A 17,025-nucleotide genomic window follows, 5' to 3' on the forward strand; every position below is an offset into this window, starting at 1 on the left:
GTTGTCTTCCCGCTGGCCACCGCCACTTAAACCTGCCGCAACACCGTTACGATCTGCTCTGGTTTGTACCTCTGCATCGGCATATTCAAATACCTCCCTCATGAGATTCTCTCTCACTTCGGCTGGTATCGAAATCGCCGGGCAGGTCAACGCAATGTACCTGCTGCCGCAGTGCTGAATGGAAAACTTTATGTAATCGGCGGTGTCGTCGAGAGCGCGTTTAGCACTGCCACACTCGAAATCTATGACCCAGTGACAGACTCTTGGAGTAGTGGCCCTCCGATGCCCACGGCGCGCCATTCAGTAGGTGCCGGTACGTTGGATGGAAAACTCTATGCGGTAGGTGGCTTCAATCTCACCAGAGATATTCCATATGGTCTACTAGAAGTATATGACCCGGATACCAATTCATGGACGACCAAAGCTTCCACAGGGGGAGGGCAGGTGTTTGCAGTTACCGTTCTAGGTGGAAAGCTTTTTGCCCTCTACAATGGTTCCGTTGAAGATGCTAGGGGCTTCTTTTTTTGTACGATGCCCGAACCGACGCTTGGAATAAGTTGGCCCGAATGCCGACGCCTCGCGGCGGTGTTACTATTGCCCCATTGGGTGGAAAGATTTATGTGTTTGGCGGGGTTCGCTATGACGCCGATGCAAATGAACTTGTGTCGTTAGCTGTCGTGGAATCCTACAACCCCAGCACAAATACCACGAGTGCTGAGACGGCGATGCCCTCCCCTCGCGAAAGCTTGGTTGCGGGAGCGGTGGGCGACAATATCTTTGTGGTGGGAGGAGTGCGCCGAACCGGACCTTATACAGGTGAGTTGCTAGCTGTGAATGAAGTGTTCCACGGCCCGATGCAGGTGAGCATCGACATCAAGCCAGGTGATCCGAGAAACCGGATCAACCTCCGTTCGAACGCAACTATTACCGTGGCGATTCTCAGTTCGGCGACATTTGGAGCAAGCACTGTGAATCCGGCGACGGTAACACTAGCCGGTGCCCCGCTCGCAGTCAATAGCCGCGGCACACTGCTCCACTCCTTTTCCGACGTCAACGACGATGGCCGCCTCGACCTGCTTGTAGTGTTCCGCTCCCGTGATTTGCAGCTATCCAGTGATGACACCGAGGCTGTCCTTGAAGGAGCAACTTTTACGGGACAGCGTATCCAGGGTGTGGATATGGTGCAGCTTGGGCCATAACCTAAGAAACCGTGAAAAAGATACGAGTATCCACGTCAATTTGCGGCCCTGACGGGGCCGGACGTTTGCCACGCTCGGCACCACGATGCGGCTTGCCGGATGCGGTCGCGAATTCCATCATCGCCATCAGCGAAGGTCAACCCCTGTCCGGGGTTGAATCCAATTCTTGGCGCGCGCTCCGTAGGTTGGAATTTTCGATGCTCCGGGCGGCTATTCACGGGGTTGTCCTCTGGGCAACTTCGGAACGCTGCGTCGCTGCCAAATTCTATTCACCATGCACCACCTCGCCACCCTCCACTGCCTGCTCCCCGTCCCCGCTCGCGCGGCCGACGGAACCGCAAATTCCGGCAATTTAGGGAATTTGGAATAATTGTCTGACTGACGGAACCGCGAATCTTGTCAGACTGAATAATTTGGATAATTTGGCGGCCAAGGGGCGGCCAAGGGGCGTTCAGGGAAGGGGAAAATTCAGGGGGAGCGGGGAGGTTTGGGAGTTGTTTTTTCCGAACCTCTAACCCCGCATCCCGCACCCTGTCGATCTGGTCAGGTTGGTCAGAACCGTGAACCTTTGCACTTTGGGCAGAACCGCGAATTTGGTTAAGCTGTAACGCTAAGCGGTCACTGGGACGCAGTGCTCGGCGAAGGCGGCTTTTAGGTCGGCGGCGATGGCGGCGGCGTCGCGGCTTTCGATGTTGGCGCGGGGCATGAAGTAGACCAGCTTGCCGTCCTTCACCAGCGCCACCGACGGGCTGCTCGACGGGACTTCGGGGAAGCAGGCGCGCAGTTTGGCGGTGGACTCCATGTCCTGTCCAGCAAGCACGGTGGCCAGGCGGTCGGGACGCGGCGACTCGGCGATGGCTTGGCGCACGCCGGGGCGCGCTTTGCCCGCGGCGCATCCGCAGACTGAGTTGATCACCAGCAGCACCGTGCCCGTGGTGTCGGCCATGAAGGCGTCCACCTCGGCGGCGCTCAAGAGTTCTTGAAAGCCGGCGCGGGTGAGCTCGTCGCGGAACGGTTGGACCAGCAATGATGGGTACGGCATGGTGATATTCTCCTTTAACGATAGGGGCGGCGGTAATTTCCAGCGGCAGGGAAGCGCAGCGCGCGTCCCAAATCCGAAACTCCAGTGTACCTTAACTGGGTTGAAATGAGTATTCGATGCGGGCATCGGTCGGCTTGGGATCGCTCGGAAATCGCTAGCGTAAAATATTTATTTTCAGCGGCCAATTTGTGCTACCATGAATATGTGTTTGAAGAAGTTGGTTTGCTCGAAACCGTCTACGGACCCTGTTGGCTGCTTCCTGCCGTATTGACTCCATCAAATCACCATTCGCTGCGATGAGGCATTGTTCTGACGACCGGCCAGTTCGGGCGTAGGCCATTTGGCTCCGCTGTATCCAAGGAGAAAGAGTAATGAAAAATCTGTTTGTAGGAAATATGAGCTTCCAGACCACGGAAGATCAGTTGCGCGCGATGTTTGAGCCCTTTGGCGCAATCGAGCGCGTCAGTGTGGTTACGGATCGCGATTCAGGCCTGCCCCGTGGATTCGCTTTCGTCGAAATGACCAACGATGACGAAGCGGGCCGCGCGATTGAGGCGTTGAACGGCAAGGAAGTTGATGGTCGCGCTTGGAACGTCAACGAGGCGCGTCCCAAGGCGGAGCGCAGCGGACCGCGTCCCGGCGGCGGTGGTGGCGGTTACGGCCGTGGCCCCGGCGGCGGTGGTGGCCGTGGCGGCAGCGGTGGTGGCCGTGGCGGCAGCGGTGGTGGTTATGGCGGCGGATATCGCGGTCGCTAGATTCCACTATAGTTCAACTGTTCACGGGACTGCCTGCCATGCGGGCAGTTCTGTGAGCGAGTTTTTGCCTAAAATCCAGGCACTATAGCATCAATTTACGGCATTCGGCCAAGACACAAGATACGCAGAGTATCCAAGGGGGTCCTATGGAAGTACTCCGGATCGATCAGTATTTGCGGCATGAAGCGTACGGGCTCGGCGTGGTTACCTCGTCCAACGTGGATCGCACCACGATCGACTTCGAAACTCACGGCGTCAAGAAGTTCATCACCAGCATTATGGTGTGTGAGCTATTGTCGGGACAGGCGCCCAACCGCCCCAAGCCCTCCAAGTCTCCAACCAGGAAAGCTCCTCGCACCGCTCTTCCCAAGCCCGTGGTCCGCGATAATTAGCGGCAACCTTTCGGGCATCCCGATTTACCGAGCACCCGGATTATTTTGAAATAAAAAAGGCCGTGGCACGCAATTAACGTGTCGCGGCCTTTCCCAATTTTGGGCCCAAACTTATTTCCACACCGCGCGCGCGGTGTCGGAGACCAGCTTGAGCTTGGACCATTGCTCCTCTTCGGTGAGCAGGTTGCCTTCCGCCGTGGAGGCGAAGCCGCACTGCGGGCTGAGCGCGAGGTGTTCGAGCGGGATGAAGCGCGCGGCCTCATCAATGCGGCGAGCTACGGTTGCGGAGTCTTCCATCTGCGGCCTTTTGCTGCTGACCAGTCCCAGCACCACGGTGCGCCCGCGCGGCATGTGGCGTAGCGGCTCGAAGCTGCCGGAGCGTTCGTCGTCGTATTCCAGCAGCCAGCGGTCGGCGTCCAGCATGTTGAACATTTTTTCCGCGATAGCGTGGTAGCCGCCCTGCGCGTACCACTGGCTTCGATTGTTGCCGCGGCACAGGTGAAAGCCAAGCGTGACGGCTTGCCCCGCGGGCTGCACTGCATTGCGTGCGGCCTTCAGGCACTCGCTGTCGGCGCGCAGCGACTCGGCCAGGATGGCGTCCGGCTCGCGGCGCATCTCAGTGCGAATCCATTCACGCCACTTGGGATCAAGGTAGTAGCTGTAGCGCGGAGCGTCCATTTGAATGTAGCTGACGCCCTCGGCGGCCAACGCGGCCATCTCCTTTTTGATAATCTCCACGATGTCCCACAGCAGTTCTGTGCGATCCTTATAGACCTTGTCGGTGATGCCATCCTTGAAGGCGATAGCGGGAAACTGCGTGGCGCTGGGCAGCGTGATCTTCACGGCGCCGGGCGCAGTGGCCTTCAGAAAACCCAACTCATGCGCGGTGAGGCGGCGATGCTGCGAGAGCTTCCGCGTAACCACGCCGGTAACGCTGCTCACCTGCGGCACATCGCCCTTCGAGCCGCCGGCATGCCAGTCGCGGGTGACGGCATCGGCGGTGTCAAAGCCATCAACGGCGTCGAGGAAGTCGCTCATAAAATTGTTGCGGCGAAATTCTCCATCGGTGGCGAAGCGGAATCCCAACTCCTGCTGCTTGGCGATAACACGTCGAATGTTCCTGTCTTCCAACGCATGCAGTTCGGTCAATACCTGAACGCTGTCCGGGTCTTCAGCGAGTCGCTGCCGGGCCGCCAATATTTCCGGCGGGCGCAGGAAACTGCCCAAGTGATCAGCGTGGCCCAAACGATCTGCGTGATAAGTTTCATGCATGGCAAGCCTCCTGGACGGGTACCGGCATTGTAATGCAATTGCTACATTCATCGCACCTGCCGCGACACTTGCAGGAGTGGTCCGTCTCCTGGATCAATAGCTTGTACAGAACCTTTTGCGGTGGTATCATCGGCGGCGAGTTCGAAGCAGCGAGCTTGGCATACATATTTGTTTCCAAGCTTTCTGGAATGTTTGAGCGGGCTTAAATAGGGAGGACCTCATGTCCATTTGGAATCGCCGCGCGAGGCTGCTAGCCTTCTTCGCGGTAGCATGTTCGATCGGATTATCCGCGCTGCACGCGGACAATGACGGCGTGTTGACCGGGGTGGTGAAGGACAATACGGGCGCGCCGGTCGTCGGTGCATTCGTTAAGATCAAGAACGACGCACGGAAGCTGACCTTTATGGTCATCAGCCAGGCGCAGGGCAAGTATTCCATCGACCGCCTGCCCTATGGCAAGTACACGGTGCAGGGCATCGGCGGCGAGGTCGAGAGCAAGTGGACGTCGGTCGTGGACGTGGCCGCGAGCAAGCCCGGCGCGGCGGATGTGGCGCTGGACACGCAACGCGCGCCCGCCCTGGCTCCGGCCTGGCCTTTCGAGTTGCCCGGCGGCGGTGGCGGCGAGGCCGCCATGGTGCGCCCCGGCGCGGCCAAGCCGACTCTGCCCGATGGCGCGGGCAAGGCGATTGTCGAAGCCAAGTGCCTCACCTGCCATGACGTCGCGCGTACCATCAACGCTCGTGCCGACAAGGCCCGCTGGACACGCATCATTGAAGACATGCGCGGCTACGCGCAGGGCTCTTCCTTCGCCGAGGATCTGACCGACGCGGAAGAGAAAGTTCTGTTTGACTACGTTTCCGAAAACTTCAGCAATCGCGGCAACGCCGGTCGCGCCACGCCGGTGCCCGACGTCAACGCGCGCCTGCCGCGCCGCCTGATGACCGGCGCCGAGATGCGTTACGTCGCGGTGGAATTTGAAATGCCCGACATCAAAGCCGAGCCGCATGAAGTTACCGTGGACACCGACGGCAACGGCTGGATCACCGAGCGCGTGGGCGGCAAGCTCGGCAAGCTGCACCCCAAGACGTATCAGTACACGGTGGTGAATCCTCCGCCGGTCAAGACCAAGACCGTGCGCCTGAACGGCATCTGGGCCGGACCGAACAATAAAATCTGGTTCGTTGACGGCGGCCCGTCGCGCCGCTGGCTGTCGCTCGATAGCAAGAGCATGGAGTTCACCACTTATAATCTGCCCAAGACCAAGAGCGGCCAGGTCAGCGGCAACACCATGCGCACGCATCCGAACGGCACCGTATGGATGAATGCCATCGGCACCAACACCGTCTGGCGCCTTGATCCCAAGACCAGGCAGTTCGACTCGTGGGAAGTGCCCACCGGCGTGAAGCTGGGCCGCAGCGCCAGCCCCTATGGCATTGCCATCGACGGCGCGGGCTATGTTTGGGTCATGCTGAACGCGGTAAACAAAATGGGCCGCGTGCATCCCGTAACCGGGCACATCGATGAGTACGACATCCCTGTGCCCAACAGCTTCCCGCGCAAGGCGGGGTTTGACGCGCACGGCGACATCTGGGTCGGCTTGCACGGCGCAGGTAAGCTGATGAAGATCGACCACAAGACCACCAAGTTCACCGTCTTCTCGCCGCCCACCGAGGACTCCGGCGTGTACGCGGCGAGCGTGGACCACAAGAACGACATCGTCTGGATCGCGCAGCAGCACGTGGATAAGATCGCCAGCTTCGATCCCAAGACGGAGAAGTTTGTCGAGTATCCGCTGGCGCAAGCGGAGGAGGACCATCGCCGCCTGGAGGTGGATCAGAACAACCCCAAGCGCATCTGGTGGTCCGGCAACCTGACTGGCCGCATTGGCTACATCGAGTTGCTGGACTAAGCAAGACGAAATAAGTCTTGGTGATAATCAATAGCCAGAAGGGACTCCGGATCATCGGAGTCCTTTTTGTTTGTGCGTGGACCGAACAGAGCCGCGACGGGAAGGGAGCGGTTCAGCGCAATGTGGCGTGTCCGCTGAGAAACCGCTCCCTTCCGGTCGCGGCTCTGTTCGAGCTTTAGTGTTTCGCGGAGGGAGCTGGTGCCGCCGCGTGGGATGGCTCCGCATGTCCTGCCGCGGCGCCGGTCGCTTCGTCGGGCGGCGTGCTGCCGGCGGGGGTCTCGTTGAAACGGACGATTACCGAGATTCGGCGATTCGATGGATCGAGAGGGGCGTCGGGCTTGCGTAGTTGGCCGTCGGCGAAACCGCGCACTTGTGCCACCTGTTTCGGCTGGATTCCGTGCGACTGCATGTAACGGCGAGCGGAGTTGGCACGGTCCACGGAGAGCTCCCAATTAGTGTAAGAGCTGCCTTCGCTGTAGGACTTGGCGTCGGTGTGCCCCTCGATGTAGAGCTGATTCGGCAGGATCCCGAGTTCGGTGGACAGCCTGCTGAGGATTTCGCCGCTGTCCTCGGACAAGACCGCATTGCCGCTGGCGAAAAAAGTCCCCGTAGCGGACTCCATCAATTCGATGCGCAAGCCATCATCGGTGATGGACATGCTGATCTGGTCCTTGAGCAGCTCGAAGTTGGGGGCCTCGCGGATGGACTTCTGCAACTGCTGCTTGAGGTCCTCGATATTGTCCATGGTGAGAACGAAGTTATCGCCCGACCCTGACTCATCGGTTCCCACTTTGCGTGCCTCGCCGGTGGGGTCCTTGAAGTAACCGCCGACTGCCTCTTGTACCTGCTTGCTTGAGTTCATGAGCCACAGCACGATGAACAGCGCCATCATGGCCGTTACAAAATCGGCGTAGGCTACTTTCCATGCGCCGCCGTGATGGCCGCCGTGGCCGCCTTTCTTCTTGATGATGATAATGGGACGCTGGTCGGCCATGTCATCTCTCTCGTCGGTCTTTCTTACGCTGCCTTCGCCGGTTCCGCGGCACCGTCCGCGCCGCGATTCTTGCAGTGCGCCTCGGCTTCTGTGAAGTTGGGCCGGGCATGGCCGGGAATCGCGCGGCGGCCAATCTCGATCGCGGAAATTGGCGCCGAGCCTTTCAAAAACGCCACCATCATCACGCGCAGGACTCCGAAATAGGCCTGCTCATCATCGGCCAGTTTGGTGAGGTTGGAAGCGATGGGCCCGAAAAATCCGTAGCACATGAGGATGCCAAGAAATGTTCCCACCAGCGCGGCGCCCACCTTGTGGCCGATCTCTTCCGGCGGACCGCCGAGCGAGCCCATGGTGATGACCACGCCGAGCACCGCCGCGACGATGCCGAGTCCGGGCAGCGCGTCGGCCACTGTGGAGAGCGCGGTGATCGGCGCGGTTGCTTCATGGTGATGTACTTCCATGTCGCGCTCGATCATCTGATCCATCTCAAAGGCTTCCAAGCCGCCGCCGGCGGCCATGCGCAGCGTGTCGCAGACGAAGTCGCGCGTGTGATGATCCTGCAGAAACAAGGGATATTTGGAGAGCACAGGACTCTTGTCCGGTTCATCGGCATCGGTCTCAAGCGCCATCAGTCCGTCGCGCCGGGCGCGGCTGAATAGCTCATACATCATCTTCATCGAATCCAAATAAAACGCTTTGGTGAACTTCGAGCCTTTTATCACGCCCATCAATCCGGCCACGAGCTGCTTGATGATGTGCAACGGGTTCGCGATAAATAGCGTGCCCAGCGCCGCGCCGCCGATGATGACCAACTCAGCCGGTTGCATCAACACGGCCATGTGGCCGTGCTCCATCAGGTAGCCGCCGATGACCGCGCCAATCACCACTACGATACCGATGATGGGAAACATTAAGAATCATCCTCCAATGGTGATTGCAAACATTTCAAGTTCGTCAGTAGCAAACCCTAGTAACGTACCTGCGCAAGCCCGCCGCCCGCCTTAGCGGCTTCCGCCAATGCGGCGGTGGCGCGCGCGATTAACATTTCTGTGCTGTCTCCCCGTTGCGCGGAAGCCCCGCCAATGGAAATGCTTAGTTCCAAATTGTCACCCCACCAGCGCAGCTCGGTGGGGTCGGCGCGCTGCTCCAGTTTGTTGGCTACGGCGGGCAGCTCGAATGGACTGCACTCAATCAGAATCACCAGCAAGCGATGCTCGTCCCATCGGCCGAGGAAGTCAGTGGGGCGAATAAAGCTCTCGATCGTCTGGCCGGTTGCGTATAGCGCTGCGGGAGCGATTTGTGGACCATACTTTGCTTTCAGTTGAACCAACTGATCAATCTCAATCAGCAGAATGCTGACTGGCAACCGATGTTCCTCAAACGTGGCCAGACTCTCGCGCAAGTGAGATTGCGTTACGCGCAGATTGAGTACGCCCGTCTCCTCATCCAGCGCGCCGTAGCGCGAAAGGCGGTTCTGCCGCCGGTCCCATTCCGAGTTTCCGATGGATACGTCGAAAGTCTCAGCGACGCCGATGACGGTTCCAGCATCACTGCGAATCGGTATGGCACGGACGCGCACCGCCAGTCGGTGCCCGTCCCGGTGATGGATGAACATCTCGGCTTCCGAGGCGCGGCCATCGCGCAGAGCGATTTGAAACGGAGAAGAGGTGTCAGGCTCCGCAGTCGCGCCAAGGTTTGTAGCAGCGCGCGCGGCGAGACCAGGACTCGGCTCGCGCGCACTTCCCGGCGGGAGCGCCGATATTCTGGAAAGAATATTCTCGCGGCAAAAATGGCCCACCACGTCCTGTCGCAGGTATCCCGTGATTTTCTCGGCGCCCTCGTTCCAAAAGCGAATCTTCTCCTCGGCATCAACAAAGTAGACGGCGGTAGGGAGATGCTCCAGCACCTCGCGGTAAATCTCGGGATCGGCAAAGTTCAGCATAGGGTGCCTACGCTGACCCTATCGGAAAATAAACTGTCTTGCCTTAATTTCAAAGGAACCAGCGAACAGAAACCGCGGCGATCAGCGCCACGGTCTTAGAGAAAGAGAATGCGGCAAGGCCAGATATAATGCCAGTTATAATAAAAGTACCATTCAGGCCCGGGTGGCGGAACTGGTAGACGCAAGGGACTTAAAATCCCTCGGGCGGTAACGCCCGTGCCGGTTCGATTCCGGCCCCGGGCACCAGATTCTATGCAAGGATGGCGCAGGCGGTGCCATGTAAAATGGAACGAGATGGAGTATTTTGCAATATTGAAAAGGAGTAGAGCGAAATTCTAGTTTTTATCAAGGCGTTCCCACTAGAATCCGCAACAGCCAATTGTTGAAGAAAACAGACTGCCTCGCGCGACTCAAGGAAATTCTGGATTGCCGCATCATGATTCTGGATGGCGCCATCGGCACCATGATCCAGGGTTACAATCTTGGTGAGGCGGACTACCGAGGCAAGGAATTCGCGGGACACTCCAAGGACCTCCGCCTGAATAGCGACCTGCTGAATATCACGCAGCCAGCCATCCTCGAAGACATTCATCGCCAATATCTGGAGGCTGGCGCTGATATCATTGAGACCAACACGTTCAACTCCAACTCACTTTCTCAGGCCGAGTACGGCCTGCAGGACCACGTTTCTGATATGAACCGGGCCGGCGCCCATATTGCCCGCCGCGCTGCGGATCGATTCATGGCCGAGCACCCGGAGCGCACCTGCTTCGTCGCAGGCTCGATGGGTCCCACCAGCCGCACCGCAACCGTTTCCCAGGATGTGAACAACCCGGCGTCCCGGGGCGTAACTTTCGATCAATTGCGCGATGCCTACTACGAGCAAGCACGCAGTTTGGTGGAAGGCGGCGTGGATATTCTCCTGGTAGAGACCATCTTCGACACGTTGAATGCCAAGGCGGCGTTGTTTGCGATTGAACAGTACTTTGAAGACTCCGGCGCGCGCGTGCCCATTATGGTGTCGGTAACCATTGTCGACCAGAGCGGTCGCACACTCTCCGGCCAGACCGTCGAAGCCTTCTGGAACTCGGTCTCCCACATCAAAATGCTCAGCATCGGAATCAACTGCGCCCTCGGGGCCAAACAGATGCGGCCTTACATCGAGGAACTCTCTCAGATTGCCGGAGTCTACATCAGTTGTTATCCCAATGCCGGCCTGCCCAACGCCTTCGGCGGGTTTGATGAAACACCGGAGCGCATGTCAGCCGATCTGCGCGAGTTTGCGGCGAACGGCTGGGTCAACATGATTGGGGGTTGTTGCGGATCCACGCCGGAGCACATTCGCGCCATCGCCGCGGCGGCCCACTGGATCAAGCCTCACGTCATCTCCGAACCCGAACCCTACTCGCGGTTCAGCGGGTTGGAGCCGTTTACCATTCGTCCGGATACAAACTTCGTGAATATCGGTGAGCGCGCTAACGTCACTGGCTCGCCGCAGTTCGCGAAACTGATTCTCGCCGGCGAGTACGAGAATGCGTTGGTGGTTGCCCGCCAGCAGGTTGAGGGCGGCGCTCAGTTAATAGACGTCAACATGGATGAGGGCATGCTCGACTCCGAGCAGGTCATGACCACGTTCCTCAATTCCGTTGCCTCCGAGCCGGATATTTCGCGCGTGCCGATCATGGTGGACAGCTCGAAGTGGAGCGTGATCGAGGCGGGTCTCAAGTGTATCCAAGGGAAGGGAATCGTCAACTCCATCAGCCTGAAGGAAGGCGAAGAGGCATTCAAGAAATACGCGCGGCTGATCCAGCGCTATGGCGCAGCCATGATTGTGATGGCCTTCGATGAAGCCGGTCAGGCGGATACAGCGGAGCGCAAAGTGGCTATCTGCCGCCGCGCCTACCGCATCCTGACCGAAGAGGCCGGCATCAACCCGCTGGACATCATTTTCGATCCGAACATCCTGACCGTGGCCACAGGGATCGATGAGCATAACAACTACGCTGTCGACTTCCTGGACGCCACGCGCATCATCAAAGCCACCTTGCCGGGCTGTAAAGTGAGTGGAGGGGTCAGTAATATTTCATTCTCGTTCCGCGGCAACAAGGCGGTGCGTGAAGCGATGCACTCGGCGTTCCTTTATCACGCCATCCGCGCCGGTATGGATATGGGCATCGTCAACGCTGGCCAGTTGGCGATCTACGAGGAAATTCCCAAGGACCTGTTGGAACTGGTGGAAGACGTGTTGCTCAACCGCCGCGCTGATGCCACGGAGCGCCTGCTGGTATTTGCGGATTCTGTAAAGCAGAAGGGTAAGGCGGAAGTAGTGGAAGACGCCTGGCGCAAGGGTACGGTGGAGGAGCGGCTCTCCCACTCGCTGGTAAAGGGTATTGTCGAATTCATCGAGGCAGATACCGAAGAAGCTCGCCAGAAGTTCGCGCGGCCTTTGTCCGTGGTAGAGGGTCCGCTGATGGACGGCATGAAAATAGTCGGGGACCTGTTTGGAACCGGCAAGATGTTTCTGCCGCAAGTGGTGAAGAGCGCTCGTGTCATGAAGAAGGCCGTTGCCTACCTGCTGCCTTTTATGGAGGCTGACAAAGCGGTCAGCGGGCTGCGGCAAGCCGAGGCCAAGATCGTGATGGCTACCGTCAAAGGAGACGTGCACGATATCGGCAAGAATATCGTGGGCGTAGTGTTGGCGTGCAATAATTACGAGATCATTGACCTGGGCGTGATGGTTTCCGCCGACAAGATTCTCCAAGCCGCTCGCGATGTCGGCGCCGACATGATTGGCCTGAGCGGACTCATCACTCCATCGCTCGACGAAATGGCGCATGTTGCCCGGGAAATGGAGCGGCAGGGATTTACTATCCCGCTGATGATTGGCGGAGCGACCACCAGTCGCATTCATACCGCGGTGAAAATTGCGCCGGCCTATAGTCAGACAGTCATCCACGTTGCGGATGCCTCGCGAGCGGTGGGCGTGGTTGGCAACCTGAAAAACCCCCAGCTGCGTGCAACCTTTGCGGAAGAGCATCGGCAGGGGCAGGAGCAAGATAGGCAGACACACCGTGCTCCGAAGACTCAAAAGCTTCTTTCGCTGGAAGAGGCGCGGAAGCGGAAACCCAACATCGACTGGAAGTCATGCCAAATTCCCACGCCGTCATTTGTTGGAGTTCGTGTCTTCAATCCTGTGCCGCTAGAGGAGATCGTTCCCTACATTGATTGGACTCCGTTTTTCCATGCCTGGGAGTTGCGCGGGATCTATCCGAAGATACTGGAACGTGAGGACGTGGGAGCCAAGGCGAAAGAACTCTTTGCGGATGCGCAACAACTGCTGGCCCAAATCCTGAAAGACAAATCGCTCACCGCGCGTGCTGTGATGGGCTTCTTTCCCGCCAACAGCGCGGGCGACGACATTGAGATATATGCAGATGAGTCCCGCTCGGTCGTAGTGGGCCAGTTCCACACCTTGCGGCAGCAGTTTGAGAAGCCTGCGGGGGAACCCAACTACGCGCTAGCAGACTTCATCGCGCCGAAGGACTCAGGCCGCCGGGACTATATGGGACTCTTTGCCGTAACGGCAGGAATTCATATCGAGAGCCTGGTGAAGCAGTTTGAAGACAACCTCGACGACTACAACGCCATCATGTCCAAGGCGCTGGCGGATAGGCTGGCGGAGGCACTTGCGGAGCTGATGCACAAACGCGCCCGCGAGGAGTGGCAGTACGGCAAGCAGGAAAACCTGAGCTATGAAGACCTGCTCCGCGAGAAGTACCGTGGCATCCGTCCTGCGCCCGGGTATCCGTCCTGCCCAGATCACACGGATAAATCTTTCTTGTTCACCTTGCTCGATGCCGAGAAAAAAATTGGGATCAACCTCACCGAGTCGATGGCGATGTACCCCATGGCATCCGTCAGCGGGATGTATTTCTCTCACTCGGCCTCGAAGTATTTTGCCGTCGGCAAAATCGGTCGCGACCAAGCGGTGGATTACCATCAACGCAAAGGGGTTCCCCTGCCCGAAGTCGAGCGCTGGCTGTCATCCAATCTGAATTACGATCCGGAGTAGGGAGCGGATCTCTCCAGCAGGTGTTTCCTTCTTCGTATCGCATGTAAACGTACGTTCTTTTTTCGCGAATGCGGAATGCTCGCTGTTGAGCCGTTACGGTCTGGCAATGGCATTGTCTTTGTAGCGAGTGTGCCAAGCCGTGATTAACATGCAGATTGCTCCGCCAACTGTTGCCAGCGCCATATCTTTTTGCGCGTCCCACTGGTCACCCTGAATGCCGAGGAAGGCCTGACCCAGTTCGCCTCCAAACACCTCGGCGGCGGCCCACTCGACCAGTTCGTAGAACAAGCTTATGGACATGGTTAAATTCAGCGGCAAGCAGTAATTGAGAGACCAATGGCTGGACACGAACCGCAGATAGTATTCATACAGCGGAAGCGTTAGCAATAGGCCGAAGAGAAAATGCATGAAACGGTCGTAATGGTTGCGGTTGAAGCCGAATCGCTCGTCAATGCCGAAGCCAGCTAGAACCTGAGACCATTCACTATAAGGAACCCCTGAATAGGAGTAATGTGCACCAATTGTGTGCAGGCAGCAAAAGACCAGGATCAGCGTGTACGAAAAATTGCTCAACGGATAACGCTGGTAGGTGAGAATCAGCACGGCGAGACCGCTCACTTGCAACACGTTCTCCAGAATCCAATCGGAGAGTAGCAGCGGCTTGTAGGCCCAGATCAGCCAGTAGATGGTAAATATTCCAAGAAGCCAACGCGGGTATGGAGACGCATTTGCGGAATTAATCATGAACTCTTCCTTCTAACGCGGGATGTTTTTGGACCTAGTTATATAGGCGACAACTTCGATCAGGCATGGCGACTATTTTCCAGGCCCGTTCAGAACGGAGGCAAAGACTGCGGAGTCCACATTCCCGCCTGACATAATCACGGCAACACGCTGGCCGGCCCATTTTGATTGTTCCTTCAGCAGCGCTGCGAATGAGGTTGCGCCCGCGCCTTCGGCGACATTGTGAGTGCACTCAAATAGCGTGCGCATCGCCGCGGCGACCTCGTCATCGGTTACCTCCACGATGCGGCTGACTCCCTTGAAGATAATCTCCAGTGCGGATGGATCAGGTGTCCGGCAGGCCATGCCGTCAGCAAGTTTGGTTTGGGACGCGACGGAGATCAGCTTGTGTGCGGCGAACGACTGCGCGTAAGCGGGAGAATGCGTGGAAACAACGCCGATTATCTCGGTGCTCAGTCCCAGCGCATCCCGCGCCGCCACCATTGCGCACGCGCCGGAGCCGAGTCCAATGGGCACAAACACGGCGTCGAGATCCGCAATGGACTGCAACAGTTCCAGGCAATACGTCGCTACGCCTGCCACCAGCAGTGGATGAAATGGTGGGACAAAGTGCAGAGACTGCTCGATAGCCAAATGCGCCGCATGCTCCCGGGCCGACTGAAAGTCCTCTCCATGCTCAATTAGTTTGATCCCGAAAGCGCGCATCGCCGCGTTCTTCTCCGCGCTATTGCCGTGCGGGACCACCACGGTGGCAGGTATGCCGTAGCGCTGCGCGGCGAATCCCACCGATTGGCCGTGATTGCCGCGCGTGGCGGTGATGACTCCTTTGGGCTTGGCGGGCAGCTTGGCCAGTTCGTCAAAATAGACTAATCCTCCACGCACCTTGAATGAGCCGACCGGCGTGTGATTCTCGTGCTTCACCCACAGTTCGACTCCAGTCCGCTCACACAGCAGAGGCCAGCGGTATTGCGGAGTTGGCGGCAGGACCGCATGCACAATTTGGGAGGCCGCGCTCAGGTCGGAGAGAGTTAGCTTCATGAAATTAATTATGCCTTACCGGCAGAGCGGTTGTGCGTCCCGACTCCGTTGCCATTCTCGCAATGGGATCAAGAGTATCAGCAGAATATTTTCAATGGGTGAGTGAGAACATTAAATAATTGATGCCCAGCCGCAGCGCTTCCGTGGAGGGCTGCAGCGGATAGCGCGGCTGGTCGATCCACTCCCAGAAGTCGCCGATATCGTTATTGTGATTGATGATCATGGCGAGGCGTCCGCTTTCATCAAAATACCCGTAGAACGTGGGCCGTCCGCCATCCTGCGCCTCATAGGGCGACTCCAGCGCCAACGTGGGAATCTCATAAAAAGTGTGGAAGATGGGATGGTCAATGGTCAGCGGAACGAAATCACGATCGGGAAACACTTGCTGCATTTGCGCGAGAAACCAATCCAATGAGCGCTGGCTGTCGAAGTCGTCGATCATGGCGAACCCGCCGCGATCCAGATATTCGCGAAAATTATCGGCTTCCTCGATCGACAGATTCATCTGTCCCACTTCGCTGAAGTAGGCGAATGGATAATTGTGAATATCCTCGCTGTCGAGGTCGACGATTACATAGGACATCTTGCGCGTGTTGATGGTGGTGGCCTCGCTGCCCACCTGCAGGATGTGCTCTTCCGCGTCGGGATAGTCGTGCGCCCAGCCAGCGGACCCGCCGAATCCGCCGCGATCCCCCCTGCGCGAGCCGTAGCGGATGCGAGCGAAAACGAATTCCGTGTCTTTGGGTGCGGCACGCTCGTCCGCCCGATCATTGAAGGCCCAGCCGCTGCCGCGCCGGTCGCGCTGCGCGTTGGCGACAATGGCCCACAGCGCCATCAGGAGAATCGGGAGCGTTAAAATTAGTAGTATCGGCGCGACCCGCTTGCCGGTTTGAACTGGATACCGAAGCTGCATAGTGGGTCCGCTTTCAGCTTTGAGACGAATCGTAGCTGACTAAAAACTATTCCACGGCGGTGGCGAAGTCAATCAGATTCGACGAGAAGTAGTAGTGTGGTTCGTTGTTAAGTGGCTGGCGCAGTGTCCCGTTTGCGTAGTGCTTCGGATGCCGCGCGCTTGGCTTGGCGTGCCTGCCACCAAAATGCCACGCGGCAGGCCAGCAGGAAGGCCAGGATCGCGCCGTAGCGCAGCGGCAGCGTGACATCCGACTTCACCAGCCAGTAGTAATGCACTACACCGAGCGAGGCGGTAACATACACCAGCCGGTGCAACAACTGCCAGCGCTTGCCGAGACGGCGGATCATGCCCTTGGTGGAGGTAATCGCCAGCGGGATCATAAGCACGAATGCCAGGAATCCCACGGTGATGAAGGGCCGCTTGTAGACATCGGCGAGGATCGATTGCACGTCAAAGAAGTGGTCAAAAACGATCAGCGTTAGGAAGTGCAGGCAGGAATAAAAAAACGCGAACAGGCCCGTCATGCGCCGGAAGCGGATCAGGTCCGGTTGGCCGAGCAGCTTGCGCAGCGGCGTGATGGAGAGCGCAATCAGCAGGAACCAGATGGTCCAGTCGCCAGTGGTGTGCGTGATCGTTTCAATGGGGTTGGCACCCAGCCGCGCTGTGAACGTGCGAAACACCAGCAAGCCAACCGGCGCCAGGCACAGCGGGAAGACCGCAACTTTCGTCCACTTCGAAATCAGCAGCCGGCGA

The 17,025-nt window shown here is 58.2% G+C and carries 15 protein-coding genes and 1 tRNA gene; 7 read left to right on the plus strand and 9 right to left on the minus strand.

All coding sequences use genetic code 11. The features are described from left to right. Positions 1-51: 51 nt before the first annotated feature. Both EXQ56_10715 and EXQ56_10720 read left to right on the plus strand, forming a co-directional pair. The gene (locus EXQ56_10715; GenBank protein ID MSO20913.1) at positions 52-672 is read left to right on the plus strand and encodes a hypothetical protein; all 621 of its coding nucleotides are present in this window, start codon (positions 52-54) and stop codon (positions 670-672) included. After that, positions 567-1,199 carry a hypothetical protein gene (locus tag EXQ56_10720; GenBank protein ID MSO20914.1) on the plus strand — a complete coding sequence of 211 codons (633 nt, stop codon included), beginning with the start codon at positions 567-569 and terminating at the stop codon, positions 1,197-1,199. The genes EXQ56_10715 and EXQ56_10720 overlap by 106 nt, the downstream gene beginning before the upstream one ends. Before the next feature lie 610 nt (positions 1,200-1,809). Here EXQ56_10720 and EXQ56_10725 read toward each other — a convergent pair. Then, positions 1,810-2,241, minus strand: coding sequence for a BrxA/BrxB family bacilliredoxin (locus tag EXQ56_10725; protein MSO20915.1), 432 nt, complete (start codon positions 2,239-2,241; stop codon positions 1,810-1,812). Between the two features lie 371 nt (positions 2,242-2,612). On the opposite strand from EXQ56_10725, the gene EXQ56_10730 reads away from it, so the two are divergent. Both EXQ56_10730 and EXQ56_10735 read left to right on the plus strand, forming a co-directional pair. Beyond that, entirely contained in the window at positions 2,613-2,996 is a 384-nt protein-coding gene (locus EXQ56_10730) for an RNA-binding protein (protein MSO20916.1), read from the plus strand. 146 nt (positions 2,997-3,142) lie between these two features. Further along, positions 3,143-3,388 carry a hypothetical protein gene (locus EXQ56_10735; protein MSO20917.1) on the plus strand — a complete coding sequence of 82 codons (246 nt, stop codon included), beginning with the start codon at positions 3,143-3,145 and terminating at the stop codon, positions 3,386-3,388. A 111-nt stretch (positions 3,389-3,499) separates the two neighbouring features. Here the strand turns inward: EXQ56_10735 and EXQ56_10740 are convergent, their stop codons facing one another. Then, positions 3,500-4,711: a hypothetical protein gene (locus EXQ56_10740; GenBank protein ID MSO20918.1), complete on the minus strand. Its 1,212-nt coding sequence runs from the start codon at positions 4,709-4,711 to the stop codon at positions 3,500-3,502. 169 nt (positions 4,712-4,880) lie between these two features. On the opposite strand from EXQ56_10740, the gene EXQ56_10745 reads away from it, so the two are divergent. Further along, positions 4,881-6,569 carry a hypothetical protein gene (locus EXQ56_10745; protein ID MSO20919.1) on the plus strand — a complete coding sequence of 563 codons (1,689 nt, stop codon included), beginning with the start codon at positions 4,881-4,883 and terminating at the stop codon, positions 6,567-6,569. Between the two features lie 175 nt (positions 6,570-6,744). Here EXQ56_10745 and EXQ56_10750 read toward each other — a convergent pair whose 3' ends face one another. Genes EXQ56_10750 through EXQ56_10760 form a run of 3 tightly spaced genes read right to left on the minus strand, consistent with a single transcriptional unit; the run spans position 6,745 to position 9,505 of the window. Then, positions 6,745-7,563 carry a flagellar motor protein MotB gene (locus tag EXQ56_10750; GenBank protein ID MSO20920.1) on the minus strand — a complete coding sequence of 273 codons (819 nt, stop codon included), beginning with the start codon at positions 7,561-7,563 and terminating at the stop codon, positions 6,745-6,747. Positions 7,564-7,586: 23 nt separating this feature from the next. Next, a complete protein-coding gene (gene motA / locus EXQ56_10755; protein MSO20921.1) occupies positions 7,587-8,474 on the minus strand; it encodes a flagellar motor stator protein MotA in 888 nt (295 codons plus the stop codon). A gap of 56 nt (positions 8,475-8,530) precedes the next feature. Next, positions 8,531-9,505: a diguanylate cyclase gene (locus tag EXQ56_10760; GenBank protein MSO20922.1), complete on the minus strand. Its 975-nt coding sequence runs from the start codon at positions 9,503-9,505 to the stop codon at positions 8,531-8,533. Positions 9,506-9,662: 157 nt separating this feature from the next. Between EXQ56_10760 and EXQ56_10765 the strand changes: the two genes are divergently transcribed. Both EXQ56_10765 and metH read left to right on the plus strand, forming a co-directional pair. Continuing rightward, positions 9,663-9,751 (plus strand) — tRNA-Leu (locus tag EXQ56_10765). 190 nt (positions 9,752-9,941) lie between these two features. Continuing rightward, complete coding sequence (gene metH / locus EXQ56_10770; GenBank protein MSO20923.1) at positions 9,942-13,577, plus strand: methionine synthase; 3,636 nt, start codon at positions 9,942-9,944, stop codon at positions 13,575-13,577. Positions 13,578-13,670: 93 nt separating this feature from the next. Here metH and EXQ56_10775 read toward each other — a convergent pair whose 3' ends face one another. The 4 genes from EXQ56_10775 to EXQ56_10790 all read right to left on the minus strand — a co-directional run bounded on the left by EXQ56_10775 (position 13,671) and on the right by EXQ56_10790 (position 17,018). Next, the gene (locus tag EXQ56_10775) at positions 13,671-14,321 is read right to left on the minus strand and encodes a DUF2238 domain-containing protein (GenBank protein ID MSO20924.1); all 651 of its coding nucleotides are present in this window, start codon (positions 14,319-14,321) and stop codon (positions 13,671-13,673) included. 72 nt (positions 14,322-14,393) lie between these two features. Beyond that, positions 14,394-15,359, minus strand: a complete 966-nt coding sequence (locus tag EXQ56_10780) for a threonine dehydratase (protein ID MSO20925.1) — start codon at positions 15,357-15,359, stop codon at positions 14,394-14,396. Between the two features lie 91 nt (positions 15,360-15,450). Then, a complete protein-coding gene (locus EXQ56_10785) occupies positions 15,451-16,272 on the minus strand; it encodes a DUF4159 domain-containing protein (protein MSO20926.1) in 822 nt (273 codons plus the stop codon). Between the two features lie 107 nt (positions 16,273-16,379). Continuing rightward, the gene (locus EXQ56_10790; protein ID MSO20927.1) at positions 16,380-17,018 is read right to left on the minus strand and encodes a sulfoxide reductase heme-binding subunit YedZ; all 639 of its coding nucleotides are present in this window, start codon (positions 17,016-17,018) and stop codon (positions 16,380-16,382) included. Between the last annotated feature and the right edge of the window lie 7 nt (positions 17,019-17,025).

It is taken from the genome of Acidobacteriota bacterium, from assembly GCA_009691245.1.
GTDB lineage: Bacteria > Acidobacteriota > Terriglobia > 2-12-FULL-54-10 > 2-12-FULL-54-10 > SHUM01.

Coding starts and splice junctions, on each gene's coding strand:
- EXQ56_10720 (MSO20914.1), top strand. CDS start 567: ATGCCGACGCCTCGCGGCGGTGTTACTATTGCCCCATTGGGTGGAAAG.
- EXQ56_10725 (MSO20915.1), bottom strand. CDS start 2,241: ATGCCGTACCCATCATTGCTGGTCCAACCGTTCCGCGACGAGCTCACC.
- EXQ56_10730 (MSO20916.1), top strand. CDS start 2,613: ATGAAAAATCTGTTTGTAGGAAATATGAGCTTCCAGACCACGGAAGAT.
- EXQ56_10735 (MSO20917.1), top strand. CDS start 3,143: ATGGAAGTACTCCGGATCGATCAGTATTTGCGGCATGAAGCGTACGGG.
- EXQ56_10740 (MSO20918.1), bottom strand. CDS start 4,711: ATGAATGTAGCAATTGCATTACAATGCCGGTACCCGTCCAGGAGGCTT.
- EXQ56_10745 (MSO20919.1), top strand. CDS start 4,881: ATGTCCATTTGGAATCGCCGCGCGAGGCTGCTAGCCTTCTTCGCGGTA.
- EXQ56_10750 (MSO20920.1), bottom strand. CDS start 7,563: ATGGCCGACCAGCGTCCCATTATCATCATCAAGAAGAAAGGCGGCCAC.
- motA (MSO20921.1), bottom strand. CDS start 8,474: ATGTTTCCCATCATCGGTATCGTAGTGGTGATTGGCGCGGTCATCGGC.
- EXQ56_10760 (MSO20922.1), bottom strand. CDS start 9,505: ATGCTGAACTTTGCCGATCCCGAGATTTACCGCGAGGTGCTGGAGCAT.
- metH (MSO20923.1), top strand. CDS start 9,942: ATGATTCTGGATGGCGCCATCGGCACCATGATCCAGGGTTACAATCTT.
- EXQ56_10775 (MSO20924.1), bottom strand. CDS start 14,321: ATGATTAATTCCGCAAATGCGTCTCCATACCCGCGTTGGCTTCTTGGA.
- EXQ56_10780 (MSO20925.1), bottom strand. CDS start 15,359: ATGAAGCTAACTCTCTCCGACCTGAGCGCGGCCTCCCAAATTGTGCAT.
- EXQ56_10785 (MSO20926.1), bottom strand. CDS start 16,272: ATGCAGCTTCGGTATCCAGTTCAAACCGGCAAGCGGGTCGCGCCGATA.